This window comes from Bifidobacterium sp. UTBIF-68 (assembly GCF_006408855.1).
In the GTDB taxonomy this organism is placed as follows: Bacteria; Actinomycetota; Actinomycetes; order Actinomycetales; family Bifidobacteriaceae; genus Bifidobacterium; species Bifidobacterium reuteri.
Map to the genome: position 1 here is coordinate 31,099 of NZ_JFAN01000022.1, position 15,460 is coordinate 46,558.

The window sequence follows — 15,460 nt, forward strand, 5'->3', positions numbered from 1 at the left end:
AATCGGCATCATGGATGCATCGGACATCATCAGCATCATCCTCGGGATCATCGGCTTCGCGTTCAGCGTCGTAGCCTTGTTCCAGTCGCGCACGGCCAACCAGCATGCGGAGGATGCTAACCGTCTCTCGAACGCAGGCAATCGTCTCGCCTCGCATGCAAACGATATTGCTCAACGGGCCAACAAGCTCGCATTCGACGCGAACCAGATAGCTGAAGACGCGAACAAGGTCGCACACAGGACGTTCGATACAGGCCGTGACCAGACCGCGTACGGTTGGCGCGTCGAACGGTATGAACAAGGTCGGCTCACCGTTCTGAACGACAGTATCCGTGACGCATTCGATGTTTCCGTCGCTGTCCGCCTGGAAGGCGAAACCATAGCCAGCGGGCATGTCGGTCACCTGCCCGCGTTCCATGAGCTGCCGCTCGAAGGCGAGCTCGCGGGAGAGGAGTACACGAAACGCTCGGTCGGCGTGGGCTCTATCCAGAACTTGTATAGGCAGTCCGCTCGCAGCGTCGAGGTCGAACTGTTCGTCGGGTATACAACCGAACTGGGGGTAGTCCGTGACGACCATGTGACACAAGCGGTCAGCCAATGATAATGAGAATTCGTCAATCGTCATCATGAGCCTCACCCGTCAACTCATATGGTCGGGGAACACGAGCATGAGGAACACCACCAGCACGAGCACGCAGACAAGGAACACCAATACGCCGAGCAGCATGGACATGGCCGCGCAATAGAGACGCCAGTCGGGGTCATCGTCCGGACGGAACGTATGCCGTTCGAACCACTGGTAGACGATACGAGACGAACCGGCTATGACGATGGCACCGCCGATGAACACGGCCAATCCGATGATGCTCATGCAAGTCTCCTTAAATCCTTGAGCAGGTTGTGGCGGCTCCGCCAGTCCGAAGGCGTGCCCGACGTGACCGCCACCAACCGCTCGCCCTTGTAGATCTTCCAATGCTGGGTGCGTGCGGAACGCACCACCGAATACCCCTTGCGCGTAAGCCAGTCCATGAGCTTACGGTCATCCCCGCGTCCGGTCATCCTATTGTCCTCTGCATTCGCGTATGTACTCCTGTAATTCCGGTATGGTGATATCCACATGGAATGGTTCAAGGGCAAGCTCCTGCAACAGGGCCTTGTGTTCCAGGTAGCGTTCGCGGGCTTTCACCCGCTCCCGTTCCGCCGCCTGTGGATGCTGCTCGTACCAGCAGTGTCGGCAGAGTCCCGCTGTCGGCAGACGACGGGGCTTCACAGTGTCGCACGCCTTGCATTTGGTTGGCGTCGGGTCGTTGCCGCTCATGATTCCGCCACTATCCGCCAGTCGGGATGGTTCGTGCACACCATCACGAGCCTGCTCAACCCGTTCAGCATGATGTTCAGACGGCGCATACGGTCATCCCTATCCAACCATTTATGCTCATTGCCGTGCAGTGGCTGATAGTCGCGGAACTCCTTGGCGCGGGCGCGCAGTATCACACTATGCAATGTTTTCGCGACCTCGCCTGCTGTCTTGCCGTCCAGCCAGTCCGCATACAGTTCCGGATATTTCGCCTGTATGTCGTCGTCGTACAGGTAGGTGACATCCAAGCGGACGCCCCTGCTGTATTCGGTCTCGTATCCGATGTCGTCGCATACGTCGTACGCGCAGTCGGCGGGAATGTCCTTGCGTAGCACGTAATAGGCGATGCTCATTGCTTCTCCTTGACTTCCAATTCGGTGAACGGGGCGAGGTTCGCGCAGTCCGCGACGCGCTTGACCGCATCGGGTTTGCACCAGCCCAGTGAAACGTCGGACTGCGGGGCCACGATTCTCATGACCGCCAGACCTCCGCGAAAGTCCGTCTCGTTGCGGATGCACAGCCAGAAACGGCCGTCCTTGTCCTTCCACAAGCCCGGATGGTCAGGCAGCTTCTTCGGTTTCGGCGGGGTGAGATAATGGTCGATCTCACGTTCGCTCACCGTGCACGTGCCATTCTCGGACATCAGCACTTGGAATGCCGTGGGCAAGTTACCTCCGGCGGTCATCGTGACGATGCGGCCCTTGTTGCCGTTCTTCAACACGGCGATTAGTTCGCCGTCCCAAGCGGGGCGCGTCTTGTGGACCTCGTAATCCTCGTACATGTTAGGTTTCCTTTCACTCGTATTGGCAGGTATGGGAGTCGTCTATGATGGCGATTCCACCCGGGTTCACGTACAAGCCGGCCAGCTGCTGCTCACAGTCAGCCGGATAATCCTCGATGCAATGCTCGTGGATCCGATACCAGATGGTCTGCGCCTTCATGTTTCTGGGTAGCGGCCAGCGCATGAATTGCAGCTGGTAGAGTTTCACGTCCTTATCCGTGTTCTTGAACTTTTCCCGGCAGATGGGGCACTTGTCCAACACGCCCGGCTTATGCCCGATCATTCCTTGTCCTCCTTCTTGTCGGGGTCGTTCTCGTGTCCGGGCAGGAACGTCATGGCCTGTTTCACCGTGTCCTCCTCGGGCAGTGGTTTGAGTGTTTCCGGCTCGTACAGGTATTCGTCGCCCTTGTGGCAGGATGCGATGGCCCACAGCATTTCAGCCGCCGTCCGCGTGCGATGCTGGGGACGGTTGTAGTCGGCGTGCGCCCACCTGTGCAGGAGCCGCGTATGGTTCCGGTCGGGCACGAGTATGTGCACGCCTTCGGGAAGCATCCCATACCGGTGCAGGTAATCGGCCAGACCGTATTCGCATACCAGATAGTTCTCGTCGCCGTAGAAGCTCAACCCGTGGCCGGACTTGAAGTCCTCCAGGCAGGATTTCACCTCATAGCATTCGAACGTGCCCAGTTCCACGCTGTAGCACTCATACCGGTATTCCGGCGTGCACGGTTTGAACGCAACGTAGTCGATGCGCCGCTCATGGTCGGTGAACTTGTCGAACGTGACCTCCGCACTCCAATACATGCGGTTCGCGTTCAACCGCTTCTCCACCAAAGAACTGAGCATGCGCGTGGTGGCCGCGCGCGAATAATCCCGGCTCATTCCCAGTTCTCCAAATCGCATGTGTCGCCCACGGTTTTCGTCCATTCCTCGTAATCCTTTCCTCCTGCCTTCTTGTGGTGGAGTATCGGGTGAGTCGCGACGGCGTGGGCCAGCACGTTAATGCCGCGAATGTTGCCGATCCAATCAAGCTCGCCGATGGATTCCTTCAAGGCTATGAAAACCCGGTAGTCGTTCACTTGCACGTCTGCCATGACGTATCACTCCTTATATATAGGTGTGTTTGATAGGGGCCGCACCCCGGTAGTGGGGTGCGGCATGTAGAGGCGGGACGGTTATTCGCCCGCCTCCGTGATGGTCAACGTGACCATATGAGTGCCGTATCGGCTTTTCACGGGGTCACGCCGGTAGGTGACGGCCATGACATGCGCTGAATCGTCGTCAGGCCAGAAGCCCGCGTCCGTCAAACCGTCCAACAAGGGTTTCACCACCGGGGAAACGTTCGCCGGGTCGGCACGACCCTGACGCGGATACATGACAGACACGTCAACCACGCACCGGTCGAACACCGGTCCGGACAATCCACGCGCATTCATCACGGAACGACCCAGCATGAACGCATAACGGCGCAGCTTCGCGGTATGACGAGCCTTCTCGGACCAATGCAGACGACTGTTCGACGTCATCCACATGTCAGCAGTGACAGTGAACGGAAGACTAATCGACAACACCCGTATCCACCCCTTCCAGATCGAACAAAGTCGGCATGGTCACATCCTGTTGAGCCGCCTTGCAATAGGCGACACCATCACTCCAATACTGCGTGTTCAACTCCACGCCATACCCCTTACGGTCCATGCGCACCGCCACGGACGGCACCGTGCCGATGCCGCCGAACGGGTCATACACCAGTTCGCCCGGATTCGAGTAACGGCGGATAAGCCGCTCAACAAGATCTATCTGCAAAGGACAGTTCTTGACGACGCAACCTTCGGCCACATAAGAGTGGTCTTCCGCGACACGAAGGTTCCATGTTTCAGCAGTCCCGGCAGGTTCGACCGAACGAACCTTCTTCCATGCGCCATCGTCAAGAATGAACGGCTTCTTGCGGCGGGAACGAGAATTATCGTCAAACGAGACAACCCACTCCTGATGCGCATGAACCGTCCGGCCTTCGATAACGCAGTCACGTTCAGGCTTACCCGGATGGATGCTGGGAATCGTGCCGTACACGGTTTGAGCGATTACGGCGATCTCCATCACAAGCCTACGGCTGACGCTCGTAGCCATCCACGTGCCACGTTCCGCCACATAGAAGCCATCCCCGGACAGATACCCGGCGAGAAGCGCTTTCATCGACTCAAGGTCGAGGGAGAACGCCTGCGGCGGAAGATGCTTGTTCGACGCGCCATTCCCGCATTGCTCCACGATGTCCCTCAGAACATGGCCCTCGTCATGCAACTGCAATTGCAGGGCGCTACCCTCACTCGGAGTCGCACCGGCGAACCGTCCGAGATGGTTCTCGAAATCAGCCCACTTGTCTCGTCCGACGCTGATTATGGCCTGTCCACGCTTATCCATATGACCATCTGCAATCCAACGGCCAACCATCCACCACAATTCCGTATCGGGATTCTCCGCAACCGGAAGACCCGGCAGGTCTTTCATGTTCACATAGGAGCCTCCGCAGTCTTTGGCTTCCAGCCAATCCGGTTCGACGGAAGCCGCACGGTTGCCGATCTGGGAGACCATCGTCACCTGCTTGGCCCACAGCTTATGATCAGGGGTGAGGGTCAACCCCGGCACGCCCTGAGCCTTTACCTTGACCACTTCACGCACGCCGGTGCACTGCACCTGTTCGACCGGACGCCAACGATTCCTGTGGGTGAGCACCAGTTCGCCCACCTTCACCTGTTCAATGGGCTTGTATCCGGTCGCGGTCAACACAAGAGACCCCTTGGCGAGACAGACGTGGAGTGTTTGCGCACGTTTGGACTGTTCCAGGTTCAGGGTGCGCATGCGTACGATGTCGGTCCACACGTCGGGTGCCCATGAGCCGGGTGCCAATGCCATGAACGTGGCGGGCAAGCGGCCTTCACCGTCGATGGTTTCCGCGATCTTCACGTGGGACTCGTAGTCGTAGATTTTCCGCATGGTCTCTTCGGTGAACGTTTTCGACATGCGTTGCACGTCCATTTTCAGGTATTCGTCGGGGCTGATATGCCGGTTGCCGCTGGAACGCCAGAACGCGTGGGCGTCCACCTGCCAGCGTGCGCGAGAATAATCGTCCTTCGACTTGGCTACCGGAATGTCCGCATACCCTTTGGAACGGTCGGTTTGGGGCTTGTGGAACAGGAGCACGTATTCAGGGCATCCGACGCCCATCTTCGTGCCGTCCTTGCATTGCTCGCTCCAGCCGAGACGATATGTCTGATTGTTCTCCCGCACCACGTCGGTCACGACGGTGATCATGCCGATGAAATCGAAGCCATGCTTCAACCCGTGGGCTATCGCCTGCGCGTGGAACGGGTCCACCGTGGGCAAGCCGGTGCCTGTCGCGTTGCCGAACAGGATACGGTCCTTCACGTGACAGCAGTAGACGCGCCCCGGTTTCAGCACCCGGTACAGTTGCGGGGTGAGATAGTCCATCTGCTCCCAGAACTCACGGTTGCCCGCAGTGCTGCCGAAATCGTTGTAGTTCGGCGTGTACTCGTAATGATTGCTGAATGGGATGCTCGTGACGATCTCGTCAACGGAATCGTCATCCAACCGTTTCGTCTCCTCGACGCAATCATTGTTGACGAACGTCCACAGGCTCGACCCCGCTTCCACGCGTTCCACGCCAAGGTCCTTCTTCAAAGCGTCCGCGATCTCCACGCGGCTGAGCTTGTACTGTTTCATGACATCCTCCATGCCGTCCCTCAAAACCTCGTAATCCTTCCATTTGCGTTTCAACGTGTCCCTGACACCTCGTTCCGACTGCGCGGAAATCGCCCAGATATGACAGGTCCGCGTCTGGCCGAAACGTTGGATACGATGCACCGCCTGAATGAAATCGTTGAACTTGTAGGACAATCCGGCGAATATAGCCTTGTTGCACTGTTGCAGGTTCAATCCGGAGCCGAGCATGATCGGCTTGCCTATGAGAATCTGCCTATCCTTGTTCTTCCAGGCTTCCAGTTCGCGTTCCTGTACATCCTCCGATTGGGAGCCGCGCACCGACGAATACGACCATCCGTGCTGTTTGCACATGTTCTCCAGTTCGTCCTGCTCATAGTTCAAATCGCACCAGACGACGCACTGTGAGATGGGGGAGTGTCGGGTGATGATCTGCGCGACCTTCTCCACTCGTGCGGGCGTGCTGTCACGGCGCACGCGCGCTTCCGCGCTCAGGCTCACGGCGGCGTCCGCGTACAATGCGACGTTGCCCCGGTTGTCCGTGTCCACGGCGCGGGAATCATCCGCATTGACCTCTATCCAGTTCATGTCCAAGGGCGGCAGATCATAACCGGTGTCCTCATACCCGAGGTCGGAAGGCCGGGTGACGAACGCGGCCCACGAGTGCAGCCACAGGCGGAACTCCTGCTGCTTGTGCGGGTAGATGGTCAGATTGTTCGCCTTCGTGGAATCTCGTTTGAAGAAGCGGGTCAACGCTTCGCCCGTGTCCATGACGCCGAGGAACCCGGCGTAATGAATCAGCTCCTTGAACCTGTTCGGCGCCGGTGTCGCCGTAGCCACATACCGGTAGGGCACGGTTTTGAACATGCCAAGAAACGACTGGTAGGTTTTCGACCCGTAGGAGCGCAACACCGAAGCCTCATCCAATGAGACGACGGTGAAGCCGTCCACGTGGAGACGGCCATCACGCACGCTCTCATAGTTCGTGATGTAGATGCCATCCCCATCGAGTTCACTGTCACGGCGTACAGGCGTAACCGTCAAACCGTCCAACAGTGTTTCCGCGTCATGCTGGAACTCCTGACGCACACCCAACGGGCATACGATCAACGCCTTACCGCCCTTGTGCTTCAGAATGAGACGGCAGATCTCCAACGCCTGTATCGTCTTGCCCAGCCCAAAACTTTCGAACAGTGCGCGGCGTCCGCCCTTGACCGCCCACCGCACCAAATCTCGCTGATGCGGCAGCAGGGAGGGTGACAGTTCCGATTCGTCGATGTCGAAGCCGAAGTACTTCTCGTAATCGACCTTGCCTCTGACGAACGCCTCATAGGGGATATCATTGAGGGGACGTTGTTCGAGGATTTCCCCGAAGGTCATGTCCCGCATGGTTTTCTGAGTGTTCTTGTTCAATGTGAGTCCTCGTCTCTGTAGGATTCTGTGGGGTCGTCATGCTGACGCCAATCAATGCACCGGCCCCACACGTTCATGATTCCGCCGCACACCGGGCAATACCGGTATTCAGGCGGCGTCTCCGAATGATCGTCAACAATCGAGCCCACGATCAGCCTCCGTTTCGTAATGGTTCAACCATTCCAGCCGGGTGCGCATGTAGTCGATCTCCTCGTGCAACAGTCCGGTCACCGTCTGTATGGTGTCGGTGCTGACGTGCGGATTGTCCATGAGCATCTGCCATGCTTCGCTTTTCGCCTTGCTCACCTGTGTCTCCTCCTTTCCAACAGTCGCTTGTGGTGGCCGAGTGAGAAGTCCACGCCTCCCCACACGCCTTGCAACGGGTATCCGTCGATACGGTCATGTGTTTCAGCGAAGCTCAGACATTGTTCTTGTACCGGGCACCGTTCGCATATGTTCAATGCGAGGCGTCGTTCCAATGGGGTGGCGGGGAAGAACAGGTCCGTGTCCATGTCCCGGCATTCCGCCTTATGCCGCCAATCGGTCATGGTTCCCCGAACAATGGGGGTTCGATGAACTCCGGCGACTGGGATGCCGTCTTCTGGGTCCGGTTGAAGATGATGTTTATGACCTCTTCCTCCGGCATGTTCAGCAGTCTGCTGATATCAGGACTCCCATAGCCGCGATCATGCCATTTCAACACCATGCGCCGTTTCTCGTCACTGACCATGAGCGTCTCCGGTCATCGGGTCGATCAGATCACAGCTCAAAGCGTCCACGTGGTCGCCGGTCTTGTAGGCGAGGCACAGGCGTTGCACGTCGCCCTGCCGGTCCACCCAGTGGGTGACGGTCTGCTCGGGTTCGGTGGTGCCGGACTGCCAGATGGTGAGGCCTGTCAGCAGGAGAACCGCCATGATGGCGAACATTGCAAGAACCATATATACGAGTCCCGCGAGGCTTTCAAGGCTCCAATCCTGGAACAATCTGCGGATGCTCATTCCGTTTCCTCCGTGTGTCCGGGACAATACATGTGGACTCGTTGCACGCCTTCACTGCCTTCCTGCCAACCGTGCTGCACGGCGATGCGTAGGGCGTCCTGCTCCGACTCGCAGAAATAGCCTCTGAGATCGTCGCCCTCATAGTCGCCGTCAGCGTATTCGACGCAGCCGGTATCCCCGTCAAGGTCGATGTCGTAGTCGTCCGTATACCGTTCGACCGGTACGGCGAGCTCGAGATGCGCATTGCAGCCGACCGCATCGCAGTAGGCCGAGTAATACGTGTATCGTTCATGCACGGTGAAAGACATGTCGCGTGCTTTTCTTCTGGAGGTACTCACGAAACCCATGGCTCACTCCTCCCTCAAGGCTTGACTGCGGGCCGCTTCCAACACCTTCTGCGCAATCTCCCAGTACATGAACCGTTGATGCGGGGTGATGCCACCCCAGTCCGCGTTGTCCAGCTCCTTGGCGAGCGTGTGCGCCGCAGCCTCCACTTCCATTTGAGTGAATTCACGGTCCGCACCGTCCATGTAGCCGGAGCGCAGCGGCGCGGGGTCCATGCCGGGGACGCCGGTGGGGTATTTCAGTTCGGCCTCACGGCTGACGATGCTCATATGTCCTCCTTGATGAACTTGCACTTGTCGAAACACAGTTGTTCCGTGAGAGCGAGAAGGATACGTTGCAAGCCATCCCGCATGTGGACAACCTCGTAATCATCCGGTATGAAATCAGCTCCGATACGCCCGTCATCGTGCAATCGGAACGTGATCTGGTCGTTGTCAGCGAAACGGACGGTGACAACGACCAGATCACGGTCGATGCCATTGCCCATACCTGATACCTCTTTCGTGTTATGGTGTCCGGTTGACGGTGGACGCGACGCCGCCGCCAACAGTTGGAAATACATGGTCTCGTCGCTCTCATAAAGCGAGTGACGGAACGGTGCGGAACATGCGAAACAGTCCGCTAGTCGGTCAAGCGTTCCGCACACGGTTCGTCATCCTGACCATTTGCATGAGCCGGGGGAGTGGACCGCCTGTGTCTCAGCTTCCACCCCTGAACCAACAGTTTGAACGTGTGGGGTGGAAGCTGCTCCCACCAGATCGGATACGGTTCATCGGCTACTGCGCGCATGGCGTCCAACCTCCCTCGTCGTCCAACAGCACGCGACCATGCTGTTTCGTCAACACCGGCACTTTCAACGGGTCGGTCTCGTCTTTCGTCCCATGCACCAGCCAACCGTTCGCATACGCTTCCAAAGGATGCTGATGCACCCACGCATGACATCCGACAGAACCACTGCCACACAGCACGATCAGATTCGAAGGATTGTTCAAACCGGGGAACCTGTGTGAGCGTGGACGCCGATGGTGGATGCTCATGCCGGCCCAATGCCATGAGCCGCCGCATCTGACGCACTGGTGCATGTCACGGGACTCGACCAATAGCCGGGTTTCGGCTGGCGGGTCAGAAACTGTCCGGGCCACTGGCATAATATCCTCCCGCCCACGGGTCAGCCGGCTGTTGAGGCCAACCCGCTTGAGGTTGCTGAACCGTGGGCTGAGTCTGCTGAACCGGCTGCTGGGGTTGCGTATTGTACTGGGATTGCGCCGGCTGGCTGAAACCGTTCGGCAGCTGGCCGTTCGGCGCGGCTGTCTGGTTCTTCGGTTTGGCGCTCAACACCGCCAAGGTGCGTGCCGCCACGTCAAGATTCTCGTACCGTTTCCCGTCCTTCTCGGTGACACGCTTCGACAAGCTCCCGTTCACCAGCACCTTGACGCTCAACCCCTGCTGCCTGTACTGGCGTATCTGGTCGACGCAATCCTTCGCCTGATTCGACAGCGGGCTCACATCGAAATAGAGTGTGGGCTTGTCCTTCCACTGGCCGGACTGCTTGTCCTTGTACGAGGGGGTGACCATGACGGGGATGATGCAGCCGCCGTTGCGGAAATCCCTGATGTCACCGCAGTAGCCGGTGAACTCGATGCTCGGATCGTTCGCCATCAGCGGCGTCCCTTCCTTGTCTTATGGGATTGCTCCGATTTCCTGTTGCACATCAACGTGTGCGACAATGCGCGGGCGCATTCGCTGCTGTGACAGTCGGGGCATTCCCCGATACCACCGGCGCAACGGGCGCACGTGCAGCCCGCTATCCTGTTGAACGTCACTCGAACGTCACCTCCACGCGGGTGAACGGGAAACGATTCATCTTCACACTGGACTGTTTGAACTGCTTCGGTTTCCTTGTGGGAGCCGGATATGCGGGCGCTGGATTCCCCTCATGGTCGAGAATCGGCGTCCACAGTCTGCCGTCAAACTTCCACACGCTGCCCGTCCGAGCCTTGTAGAAGCCCGGCTCCGTAGGCAGTTCCTCCTCATGCTTCGGCCTGTAGCATGAACGCAGCTCATAACCGTTATCGCCGCCCAACAGATACGGGATGCCCAAGTCTTTGACTTTGACGAAATGACCGTCTCCCATATCCTTCACCACTGTTTCCACGACGCCTGTGACCGTGGCCAGATCGGAACCGAAGCTGACGTAATCGCCCGGCTGGATGTCCTCGATGCGAGCGTCCTTGCTGTTCGCAGGCTCCTCCGGTTCAACGGTATCCTCCGGTTTGTTGGGCTCCTGCTGGTAGACGTGCAGGTCGGTGACACGACCGTCCACCTTGATCTGGCCGTCCACATGGTAGAGGAACGGCCACACGTACCCCTCCTTATCCTTGATGCCCAAACTGGGCTCGTCGTAGGCGAGCGCGCTGAGGAAACCAGCCAAACTGTCTATCGCGGAATCATTGAATTCGATGCGCGCCAACCGGCCAACATGCACGCCCGGCTGGAATTGAACCACACCGTCATCATCCTTCACGGGTTCAGTGAGATTGAACTTCACCCACAGGCCGACACGAGCCTCGTCCAACGGGACCTCACGGCATTTCTCCGACGTTTTCATTGCTTGTCCTCCTTATGTTGTTTTTTGCTGGCTTCATATGATTCGATGACCTGTCGCGCGTCCGTCATGCTCAACGTGCCGTAGGCGACGGGACGTTGAAGCACGTTGCTCAACAGGTTGTTCTCCCTGCCGGGAGGCGTATTGGTTTCAGCGAGGATCCGGTCTATGGTGGCCTGCTGGTCGTCGGTCATACGCTCCACGTTGCGTCGCCGGTAGCCACTGGTCTGACCGTCGTCATCGGTGGTGGCGATGCCCAACGCGCCACACAGGCTGTAGCGTCGCGCATACGTCAACGCGGAACCCAACTGCTGCATGACCGTCAAACCATTGCCCGAACCGGTCTCCACAGGAATGGGACACAACGGCTCACTCCACTTGCCGTCCTGCTGGACCTGCGTCGCCTGATGCAACCGGTCACCCAGATACACCGTCGCCCAACGGACACGCACATGAAGCTCGTCGTTCGCATAGGCGACGAGCGAAGCCAGGTCAGCGTAATTGCCTCTCCCGCCTTTCACGGTCTTCTTCACTACCGCCATGATTCAACCTCCACCTCAAGTTCGAGCAGCTTCCAATCAGGGAAGGCAATAGGGCATGGGGTCTTGTCCAACCCGTATGAGCGCATCGCGTCCACCGGGTTGTCCTTGTTGTTCAGGAACCATGCGATGCCCTGCAACGCGTGGTCTATCTGCTGGTATGCCAACCCGATTTCCGGGCTCTGCTCGTCGAACCGCCATGCCATCCAGTCGTAGGGTTCCGTCTTCTCCTGCACGATGAACTCGAAACCCAACGGCCCATGCCAGTCGGTGACAAGCCTGTACAGTCGCATGTAGAACGCGGCCTGAATGTGATACCCGAACTGCCATGCGCTTTTCTCGAATTCGAGGGGAGAATGGCCCGTGGTCTTGTAGTCGCGTATCCGGTACACGCCGTCCTCGTCGGGCATGTCGGGAAGCCAATCGGCCTTGCCTTTCAGTTCGACGCCGGTATCAGGGTCGTCAGCGAACAACGCCATCTCCGGTTTGCCCGGCAAGGTGCTGAAATAATCGCATTCCTCGCGCATACGGCGCAATGCGGTCTTGTCGTCGGCGGACACCCAGCAGATGTCCCTACCCTCATTTTCGGAGAGAAGACTCTCATATTCTTCGCGGCCCTCCTTGGTACGCCGGTTCGGTTTCACCAGCACGATGGGCCCGGAGCCTAGAATCAGACTGTGCGCAGCCTTCCCGAACTCCAACACGGCATTCGGTTCACGCGCACCGGTCAGATACGCGGCGAAGCATTTCGGGCTCACCAAGTATTTCTTCAACGCGGTCTGGTCGATGGCATGACTGTCGAAATACTCACGGTCACTCATGCTCAACAGTTCACCCATTGGACAACTCCTTTCTCAACCGGGCCAACTCCAAACCCAATACGGTCAACGAGGTCTCCACCTCGTCCAAAAACATGTCAACCTCGTCGGCGTCATACGAGTCAGGCCGGAACAGGCCCGTGAACGAGGTGAACGTCTTGCGTCGCACGTCATCAGGCGTCAGCAACATTCGACATCTCCAATCGAAGCTGCTCCCTGCGCGCCAACAGTTCGCTCTGCCGGTACGTCTTGTAATGGCCCTGTTTCACACCGCAGTACGGCTTGTACCATTTGCGGAAGAACGTGTCTCCCACATGCAGGAACCGTGCGGCCTCCTCGTCGTTCGCATACACGGTGTCAAGACAGTCGATAAGCCTGTCCGCGAACTCCCGGAACTCAATCAACATGTCCTTCAACAGGCTCCGCCTCCTTCTCCTGCTCCTGCCACGTCTCCTCCATCAACGGACGGTCCGACTCGTAGTAGACGAACGCCCGCTGATACTTCTCCGGGTATCCGCCATGCAACGTCCTGTAGTTCTCCGCGAGCCTCGTACCGAACGCGAGCGCGTTCCTTTTCATCGGTTCGAAGCCTTTGGAGCGTAGGAAGTTGCTGATGGTCAGCCGGGGTTCCTTGCGTGCGGGGGGTTCGGGTTTGATTAGGCTCGTGTATTCGTCGAGGATGTGTCTTGCCCGCTGCTCCAACTCCGCTGTCGGCAGCAGGTTCTTCGCCTTGTCCAGTAATTCGAGCTGTTCGCCCGGGGGTAATGCGGTCATCGGAACCACTCCTTATATATATGTGTTTTCTTGGTTGTCCCGCCTCTCGGTCGCAAAGCCAGCCCGAAACCCCCTGTAAGGAGTGTTCCGGGAAGCATCCGATGACGGTATTCAGTTATGCAGTTATGGAGGTTCACGCTGGCCGTGTCACAGACCCGTAAATCACGCCGGGTCTCCCCGGCCATCGTTCCCGCGTCGGAAGCCAAGTGAGGAAAGAAACCTCCGCAGGTGGCGTTGACGTGAACCTCAGTGGACTGCGCCGGAATCGAACCGGGTCTCCAGACGTTTGCCACGCCATGACGAGAAGCGTGATCTGCGTACCTGGGGCAAGCCTGCCAGCCCATGCCCTCGCTTCCACCGGGGGTTGCGTTTGACGGCAATGGTGGTGGGGGCGAGGGGAAATCAGTATGGTCAAACACCGGTTTCCAATGGTTTGTTCGGTTATCACGTGGGTTTACGGTTTTCCTTCCGCTTGGCCCGTATGGTTTTCCACGCCATGCGGGAAGAATCAGATGTCCGTTTCGTCGTCCGTGCTGTAATCGTCAAGCATGGTGGCTAGTCGGAGTGGTGCGAGTATGAAGCCTGTGAGAGCCGCCACGCCGTTTTCCACTGGGTGTCGGCATGCTTCGTGTGTGAGCAACCATATGATGCAGAGGATGATGATGGTCAGCCAGAATATGGTTTTACGGGTCATGCGATGCTCCCAGTCGTCCGGCTGTGGGTGGATGTAGCCGGAATAGTGCCGGCCATATTGGTGGACGTTCATAGCGTCTCCTTGAATGCCTTCCGGGTTAGGCTTGTAATCGCCAAACCACACGCCAAACCCGGAAGGAAGAATGGTTCAATGCGACAGAATGATGAATATGCTGAACTGGTGAAGATGATGAAATCGCTGAGCGCTCTTTCCGCCAACTATTCAGCCCAGATCAGGATTCTCGAGAAGAGGATTTCAGCTCTTGAAGCTCTTGTGAGAGTACAGCGACCTGAGCTTGCAGACGCTTTGTATAATCCATCGACTGACCCAACGATTCAGTGAGTGCTGTGAGCAGTTCTGTTTTGGCGTTGCCGAGTGTTTCATGCTGTTCGAGGTCGGGGTTGTCTTCAACTGCGTCGGGCCAGTAGTGGTCGGCGAGCTTAGCTACGTCATCGAGGAATAGTTTGAGTTTTGCTACATTCGGTTTTATTTTGATCGTGTAGGTTGCGATGTTGTGTCCGGTAGGGTTGTTGCACATTATCGGCTCGATTCATAGGAAGGGAGGTGGATTATGAGGAAACTGTTTCTTGGTGACAAGTCGTTTGACTTGGCTGAAACGGTGGATGTGGAAACGTTGGAGTCGGAGCTTTCCGATGCCCTCGTGGGGGAGAAGCATGTCAGGGTTGATGTGGTAGTCGATCATGCTGACGTGTCTCTGACCGTGAACCCGCGTATTGTCCCGTACTGGTATGTGTTGGACAAGCCGCGGCAGGCTCCTGTTAGGGTTTACTGATGTTTGAGTAGTTCCCATGTCTTGTCCGGTTCGGCTTCATCGAGCCGGGCAAGCATTTTCAGGTAGGTGTAGAGTGAGGCTCCGAGTCCCACGGCGATGATGCCGTATCCCAGAAGACGGATACTCGTGGCATACAATGCCGTCAACGTTTTCCCGTTCATCACGCCACTGCTTCCAATCGACGCTCAGTCTCAGCTAGAGGATTAGTGTTATGCATTGTTAGCTCGATTCATAGGAGGGAGGTGATTGTTATGAGTTGGATGATTCACTTCAACGGTGAGGATTACGGTCCATTGACTGACGGTCAGTACAATGATTTCCGCGTCAGGTTGAACAAGGTCTCAGTCAGCGGTGGTGGTGTCGGTTTTCGTTTCCCGGTTGGTGACGGTGTAGATTCCGTTGGGACTGCCGTTGGTGTACGAGAGTTCTTCTGGACTCCGGGCGCTCCCATCAGCTTCACCCGCGTGGGCTGATTCAGGCCAGTACTTGTCAATGAGTGCCGTGAGGGCAAGCATGAAGCTTCTGAACTCGCGAAGGTCAGGTTCGATTTCCACAGTGACCTTTCCTTCTTCAAGCGAGGGAGCTTCTCTGTTTTCACCGCTCAT

31 protein-coding genes are annotated in these 15,460 nt (G+C 57.5%); 3 read left to right on the forward strand and 28 right to left on the reverse strand.

What is annotated here, in order from left to right; translation table 11 throughout:
- Nucleotides 1-10 precede the first annotated feature (10 nt).
- Nucleotides 11-601, forward strand: coding sequence for a hypothetical protein (locus BW14_RS06920; protein WP_140489797.1), 591 nt, complete (start codon nt 11-13; stop codon nt 599-601).
- A gap of 39 nt (nt 602-640) precedes the next feature.
- Here the strand turns inward: BW14_RS06920 and BW14_RS06925 are convergent, their stop codons facing one another.
- The 16 genes from BW14_RS06925 to BW14_RS06990 all read right to left on the reverse strand — a co-directional run bounded on the left by BW14_RS06925 (nt 641) and on the right by BW14_RS06990 (nt 8,901).
- On the reverse strand, nt 641-871 hold the full coding sequence (locus tag BW14_RS06925) for a hypothetical protein (RefSeq protein ID WP_140489799.1): 231 nt from the start codon (nt 869-871) through the stop codon (nt 641-643).
- Nucleotides 868-1,059 (reverse strand): hypothetical protein, encoded by a 192-nt coding sequence (locus BW14_RS06930; RefSeq protein WP_140489801.1) that lies wholly within the window; start codon nt 1,057-1,059, stop codon nt 868-870. Before BW14_RS06930 ends, BW14_RS06925 begins: the two co-directional genes overlap by 4 nt.
- A 1-nt stretch (nt 1,060) precedes the next feature.
- Entirely contained in the window at nt 1,061-1,318 is a 258-nt protein-coding gene (locus BW14_RS06935) for a hypothetical protein (RefSeq protein ID WP_140489803.1), read from the reverse strand.
- A complete protein-coding gene (locus BW14_RS06940) occupies nt 1,315-1,710 on the reverse strand; it encodes a hypothetical protein (protein WP_140489805.1) in 396 nt (131 codons plus the stop codon). The genes BW14_RS06935 and BW14_RS06940 overlap by 4 nt, the downstream gene beginning before the upstream one ends.
- Complete coding sequence (locus tag BW14_RS06945; protein ID WP_140489807.1) at nt 1,707-2,138, reverse strand: hypothetical protein; 432 nt, start codon at nt 2,136-2,138, stop codon at nt 1,707-1,709. The genes BW14_RS06940 and BW14_RS06945 overlap by 4 nt, the downstream gene beginning before the upstream one ends.
- 13 nt (nt 2,139-2,151) lie before the next feature.
- Nucleotides 2,152-2,421, reverse strand: a complete 270-nt coding sequence (locus tag BW14_RS06950; RefSeq protein WP_140489809.1) for a hypothetical protein — start codon at nt 2,419-2,421, stop codon at nt 2,152-2,154.
- Entirely contained in the window at nt 2,418-3,020 is a 603-nt protein-coding gene (locus BW14_RS06955; protein WP_140489811.1) for a hypothetical protein, read from the reverse strand. Before BW14_RS06955 ends, BW14_RS06950 begins: the two co-directional genes overlap by 4 nt.
- On the reverse strand, nt 3,017-3,232 hold the full coding sequence (locus tag BW14_RS06960; RefSeq protein ID WP_140489813.1) for a hypothetical protein: 216 nt from the start codon (nt 3,230-3,232) through the stop codon (nt 3,017-3,019). Before BW14_RS06960 ends, BW14_RS06955 begins: the two co-directional genes overlap by 4 nt.
- An 81-nt stretch (nt 3,233-3,313) precedes the next feature.
- Complete coding sequence (locus tag BW14_RS06965; protein WP_140489815.1) at nt 3,314-3,664, reverse strand: hypothetical protein; 351 nt, start codon at nt 3,662-3,664, stop codon at nt 3,314-3,316.
- A 31-nt stretch (nt 3,665-3,695) separates the two neighbouring features.
- A complete protein-coding gene (locus BW14_RS06970) occupies nt 3,696-7,256 on the reverse strand; it encodes a DNA methyltransferase (RefSeq protein WP_140489873.1) in 3,561 nt (1,186 codons plus the stop codon).
- A 165-nt stretch (nt 7,257-7,421) separates the two neighbouring features.
- A complete protein-coding gene (locus tag BW14_RS11960; RefSeq protein WP_181162323.1) occupies nt 7,422-7,595 on the reverse strand; it encodes a hypothetical protein in 174 nt (57 codons plus the stop codon).
- Nucleotides 7,592-7,837 (reverse strand): WhiB family transcriptional regulator, encoded by a 246-nt coding sequence (locus tag BW14_RS06975; RefSeq protein ID WP_140489817.1) that lies wholly within the window; start codon nt 7,835-7,837, stop codon nt 7,592-7,594. The genes BW14_RS11960 and BW14_RS06975 overlap by 4 nt, the downstream gene beginning before the upstream one ends.
- Complete coding sequence (locus BW14_RS11965; protein WP_181162324.1) at nt 7,834-7,995, reverse strand: hypothetical protein; 162 nt, start codon at nt 7,993-7,995, stop codon at nt 7,834-7,836. The genes BW14_RS06975 and BW14_RS11965 overlap by 4 nt, the downstream gene beginning before the upstream one ends.
- A gap of 13 nt (nt 7,996-8,008) precedes the next feature.
- Nucleotides 8,009-8,287 carry a tight junction protein ZO-3 gene (locus BW14_RS06980; RefSeq protein WP_140489819.1) on the reverse strand — a complete coding sequence of 93 codons (279 nt, stop codon included), beginning with the start codon at nt 8,285-8,287 and terminating at the stop codon, nt 8,009-8,011.
- Complete coding sequence (locus BW14_RS06985; RefSeq protein ID WP_140489821.1) at nt 8,284-8,634, reverse strand: hypothetical protein; 351 nt, start codon at nt 8,632-8,634, stop codon at nt 8,284-8,286. Before BW14_RS06985 ends, BW14_RS06980 begins: the two co-directional genes overlap by 4 nt.
- 3 nt (nt 8,635-8,637) lie before the next feature.
- A complete protein-coding gene (locus tag BW14_RS06990) occupies nt 8,638-8,901 on the reverse strand; it encodes a hypothetical protein (RefSeq protein WP_140489823.1) in 264 nt (87 codons plus the stop codon).
- A gap of 38 nt (nt 8,902-8,939) precedes the next feature.
- On the opposite strand from BW14_RS06990, the gene BW14_RS06995 reads away from it, so the two are divergent.
- On the forward strand, nt 8,940-9,125 hold the full coding sequence (locus BW14_RS06995; protein ID WP_140489825.1) for a hypothetical protein: 186 nt from the start codon (nt 8,940-8,942) through the stop codon (nt 9,123-9,125).
- A 283-nt stretch (nt 9,126-9,408) separates the two neighbouring features.
- On the opposite strand, the gene BW14_RS12290 is transcribed toward BW14_RS06995, so the two are convergent.
- The 10 genes from BW14_RS12290 to BW14_RS07040 all read right to left on the reverse strand — a co-directional run bounded on the left by BW14_RS12290 (nt 9,409) and on the right by BW14_RS07040 (nt 14,600).
- Complete coding sequence (locus BW14_RS12290; protein WP_258186077.1) at nt 9,409-9,561, reverse strand: hypothetical protein; 153 nt, start codon at nt 9,559-9,561, stop codon at nt 9,409-9,411.
- 193 nt (nt 9,562-9,754) lie between these two features.
- Complete coding sequence (locus BW14_RS07005) at nt 9,755-10,291, reverse strand: hypothetical protein (protein ID WP_140489829.1); 537 nt, start codon at nt 10,289-10,291, stop codon at nt 9,755-9,757.
- Nucleotides 10,292-10,451: 160 nt separating this feature from the next.
- On the reverse strand, nt 10,452-11,240 hold the full coding sequence (locus BW14_RS07010; RefSeq protein WP_140489831.1) for a hypothetical protein: 789 nt from the start codon (nt 11,238-11,240) through the stop codon (nt 10,452-10,454).
- Complete coding sequence (locus BW14_RS07015) at nt 11,237-11,779, reverse strand: ERF family protein (RefSeq protein ID WP_140489833.1); 543 nt, start codon at nt 11,777-11,779, stop codon at nt 11,237-11,239. Before BW14_RS07015 ends, BW14_RS07010 begins: the two co-directional genes overlap by 4 nt.
- Nucleotides 11,770-12,615, reverse strand: a complete 846-nt coding sequence (locus BW14_RS07020; RefSeq protein WP_258186079.1) for a PD-(D/E)XK nuclease-like domain-containing protein — start codon at nt 12,613-12,615, stop codon at nt 11,770-11,772. Before BW14_RS07020 ends, BW14_RS07015 begins: the two co-directional genes overlap by 10 nt.
- Nucleotides 12,608-12,784 (reverse strand): DivIVA domain-containing protein, encoded by a 177-nt coding sequence (locus BW14_RS11970; RefSeq protein ID WP_181162325.1) that lies wholly within the window; start codon nt 12,782-12,784, stop codon nt 12,608-12,610. The genes BW14_RS07020 and BW14_RS11970 overlap by 8 nt, the downstream gene beginning before the upstream one ends.
- The gene (locus BW14_RS07025) at nt 12,768-13,010 is read right to left on the reverse strand and encodes a hypothetical protein (protein WP_140489835.1); all 243 of its coding nucleotides are present in this window, start codon (nt 13,008-13,010) and stop codon (nt 12,768-12,770) included. The genes BW14_RS11970 and BW14_RS07025 overlap by 17 nt, the downstream gene beginning before the upstream one ends.
- Nucleotides 12,991-13,368: a hypothetical protein gene (locus BW14_RS07030; RefSeq protein ID WP_140489837.1), complete on the reverse strand. Its 378-nt coding sequence runs from the start codon at nt 13,366-13,368 to the stop codon at nt 12,991-12,993. Before BW14_RS07030 ends, BW14_RS07025 begins: the two co-directional genes overlap by 20 nt.
- Nucleotides 13,369-13,876: 508 nt before the next feature.
- Entirely contained in the window at nt 13,877-14,134 is a 258-nt protein-coding gene (locus BW14_RS07035; RefSeq protein WP_140489839.1) for a hypothetical protein, read from the reverse strand.
- 160 nt (nt 14,135-14,294) lie between these two features.
- A complete protein-coding gene (locus BW14_RS07040; RefSeq protein ID WP_140489841.1) occupies nt 14,295-14,600 on the reverse strand; it encodes a hypothetical protein in 306 nt (101 codons plus the stop codon).
- A gap of 33 nt (nt 14,601-14,633) precedes the next feature.
- Between BW14_RS07040 and BW14_RS07045 the strand changes: the two genes are divergently transcribed.
- On the forward strand, nt 14,634-14,855 hold the full coding sequence (locus BW14_RS07045; RefSeq protein WP_140489843.1) for a hypothetical protein: 222 nt from the start codon (nt 14,634-14,636) through the stop codon (nt 14,853-14,855).
- Here BW14_RS07045 and BW14_RS11975 read toward each other — a convergent pair.
- On the reverse strand, nt 14,849-15,016 hold the full coding sequence (locus BW14_RS11975) for a hypothetical protein (protein WP_181162326.1): 168 nt from the start codon (nt 15,014-15,016) through the stop codon (nt 14,849-14,851). The two genes, BW14_RS07045 and BW14_RS11975, sit on opposite strands and share 7 nt — an antisense overlap.
- Before the next feature lie 180 nt (nt 15,017-15,196).
- Entirely contained in the window at nt 15,197-15,460 is a 264-nt protein-coding gene (locus BW14_RS07050) for a hypothetical protein (protein ID WP_140489845.1), read from the reverse strand.

What these genes read in the sequence shown, in the direction of transcription:
- BW14_RS06920 (WP_140489797.1), top strand. Translation starts at nt 11, where the DNA reads ATGGATGCATCGGACATCATCAGCATCATCCTCGGGATCATCGGCTTC.
- BW14_RS06925 (WP_140489799.1), bottom strand. Translation starts at nt 871, where the DNA reads ATGAGCATCATCGGATTGGCCGTGTTCATCGGCGGTGCCATCGTCATA.
- BW14_RS06930 (WP_140489801.1), bottom strand. Translation starts at nt 1,059, where the DNA reads ATGACCGGACGCGGGGATGACCGTAAGCTCATGGACTGGCTTACGCGC.
- BW14_RS06935 (WP_140489803.1), bottom strand. Translation starts at nt 1,318, where the DNA reads ATGAGCGGCAACGACCCGACGCCAACCAAATGCAAGGCGTGCGACACT.
- BW14_RS06940 (WP_140489805.1), bottom strand. Translation starts at nt 1,710, where the DNA reads ATGAGCATCGCCTATTACGTGCTACGCAAGGACATTCCCGCCGACTGC.
- BW14_RS06945 (WP_140489807.1), bottom strand. Translation starts at nt 2,138, where the DNA reads ATGTACGAGGATTACGAGGTCCACAAGACGCGCCCCGCTTGGGACGGC.
- BW14_RS06950 (WP_140489809.1), bottom strand. Translation starts at nt 2,421, where the DNA reads ATGATCGGGCATAAGCCGGGCGTGTTGGACAAGTGCCCCATCTGCCGG.
- BW14_RS06955 (WP_140489811.1), bottom strand. Translation starts at nt 3,020, where the DNA reads ATGAGCCGGGATTATTCGCGCGCGGCCACCACGCGCATGCTCAGTTCT.
- BW14_RS06960 (WP_140489813.1), bottom strand. Translation starts at nt 3,232, where the DNA reads ATGGCAGACGTGCAAGTGAACGACTACCGGGTTTTCATAGCCTTGAAG.
- BW14_RS06965 (WP_140489815.1), bottom strand. Translation starts at nt 3,664, where the DNA reads ATGACGTCGAACAGTCGTCTGCATTGGTCCGAGAAGGCTCGTCATACC.
- BW14_RS06970 (WP_140489873.1), bottom strand. Translation starts at nt 7,256, where the DNA reads ATGACCTTCGGGGAAATCCTCGAACAACGTCCCCTCAATGATATCCCC.
- BW14_RS06975 (WP_140489817.1), bottom strand. Translation starts at nt 7,837, where the DNA reads ATGACCGATTGGCGGCATAAGGCGGAATGCCGGGACATGGACACGGAC.
- BW14_RS11965 (WP_181162324.1), bottom strand. Translation starts at nt 7,995, where the DNA reads ATGGTGTTGAAATGGCATGATCGCGGCTATGGGAGTCCTGATATCAGC.
- BW14_RS06980 (WP_140489819.1), bottom strand. Translation starts at nt 8,287, where the DNA reads ATGAGCATCCGCAGATTGTTCCAGGATTGGAGCCTTGAAAGCCTCGCG.
- BW14_RS06985 (WP_140489821.1), bottom strand. Translation starts at nt 8,634, where the DNA reads ATGGGTTTCGTGAGTACCTCCAGAAGAAAAGCACGCGACATGTCTTTC.
- BW14_RS06990 (WP_140489823.1), bottom strand. Translation starts at nt 8,901, where the DNA reads ATGAGCATCGTCAGCCGTGAGGCCGAACTGAAATACCCCACCGGCGTC.
- BW14_RS07005 (WP_140489829.1), bottom strand. Translation starts at nt 10,291, where the DNA reads ATGGCGAACGATCCGAGCATCGAGTTCACCGGCTACTGCGGTGACATC.
- BW14_RS07010 (WP_140489831.1), bottom strand. Translation starts at nt 11,240, where the DNA reads ATGAAAACGTCGGAGAAATGCCGTGAGGTCCCGTTGGACGAGGCTCGT.
- BW14_RS07015 (WP_140489833.1), bottom strand. Translation starts at nt 11,779, where the DNA reads ATGGCGGTAGTGAAGAAGACCGTGAAAGGCGGGAGAGGCAATTACGCT.
- BW14_RS07020 (WP_258186079.1), bottom strand. Translation starts at nt 12,615, where the DNA reads ATGGGTGAACTGTTGAGCATGAGTGACCGTGAGTATTTCGACAGTCAT.
- BW14_RS11970 (WP_181162325.1), bottom strand. Translation starts at nt 12,784, where the DNA reads ATGTTGCTGACGCCTGATGACGTGCGACGCAAGACGTTCACCTCGTTC.
- BW14_RS07030 (WP_140489837.1), bottom strand. Translation starts at nt 13,368, where the DNA reads ATGACCGCATTACCCCCGGGCGAACAGCTCGAATTACTGGACAAGGCG.
- BW14_RS07035 (WP_140489839.1), bottom strand. Translation starts at nt 14,134, where the DNA reads ATGAACGTCCACCAATATGGCCGGCACTATTCCGGCTACATCCACCCA.
- BW14_RS07040 (WP_140489841.1), bottom strand. Translation starts at nt 14,600, where the DNA reads ATGTGCAACAACCCTACCGGACACAACATCGCAACCTACACGATCAAA.
- BW14_RS07045 (WP_140489843.1), top strand. Translation starts at nt 14,634, where the DNA reads ATGAGGAAACTGTTTCTTGGTGACAAGTCGTTTGACTTGGCTGAAACG.
- BW14_RS11975 (WP_181162326.1), bottom strand. Translation starts at nt 15,016, where the DNA reads ATGAACGGGAAAACGTTGACGGCATTGTATGCCACGAGTATCCGTCTT.
- BW14_RS07050 (WP_140489845.1), bottom strand. Translation starts at nt 15,460, where the DNA reads ATGAGCGGTGAAAACAGAGAAGCTCCCTCGCTTGAAGAAGGAAAGGTC.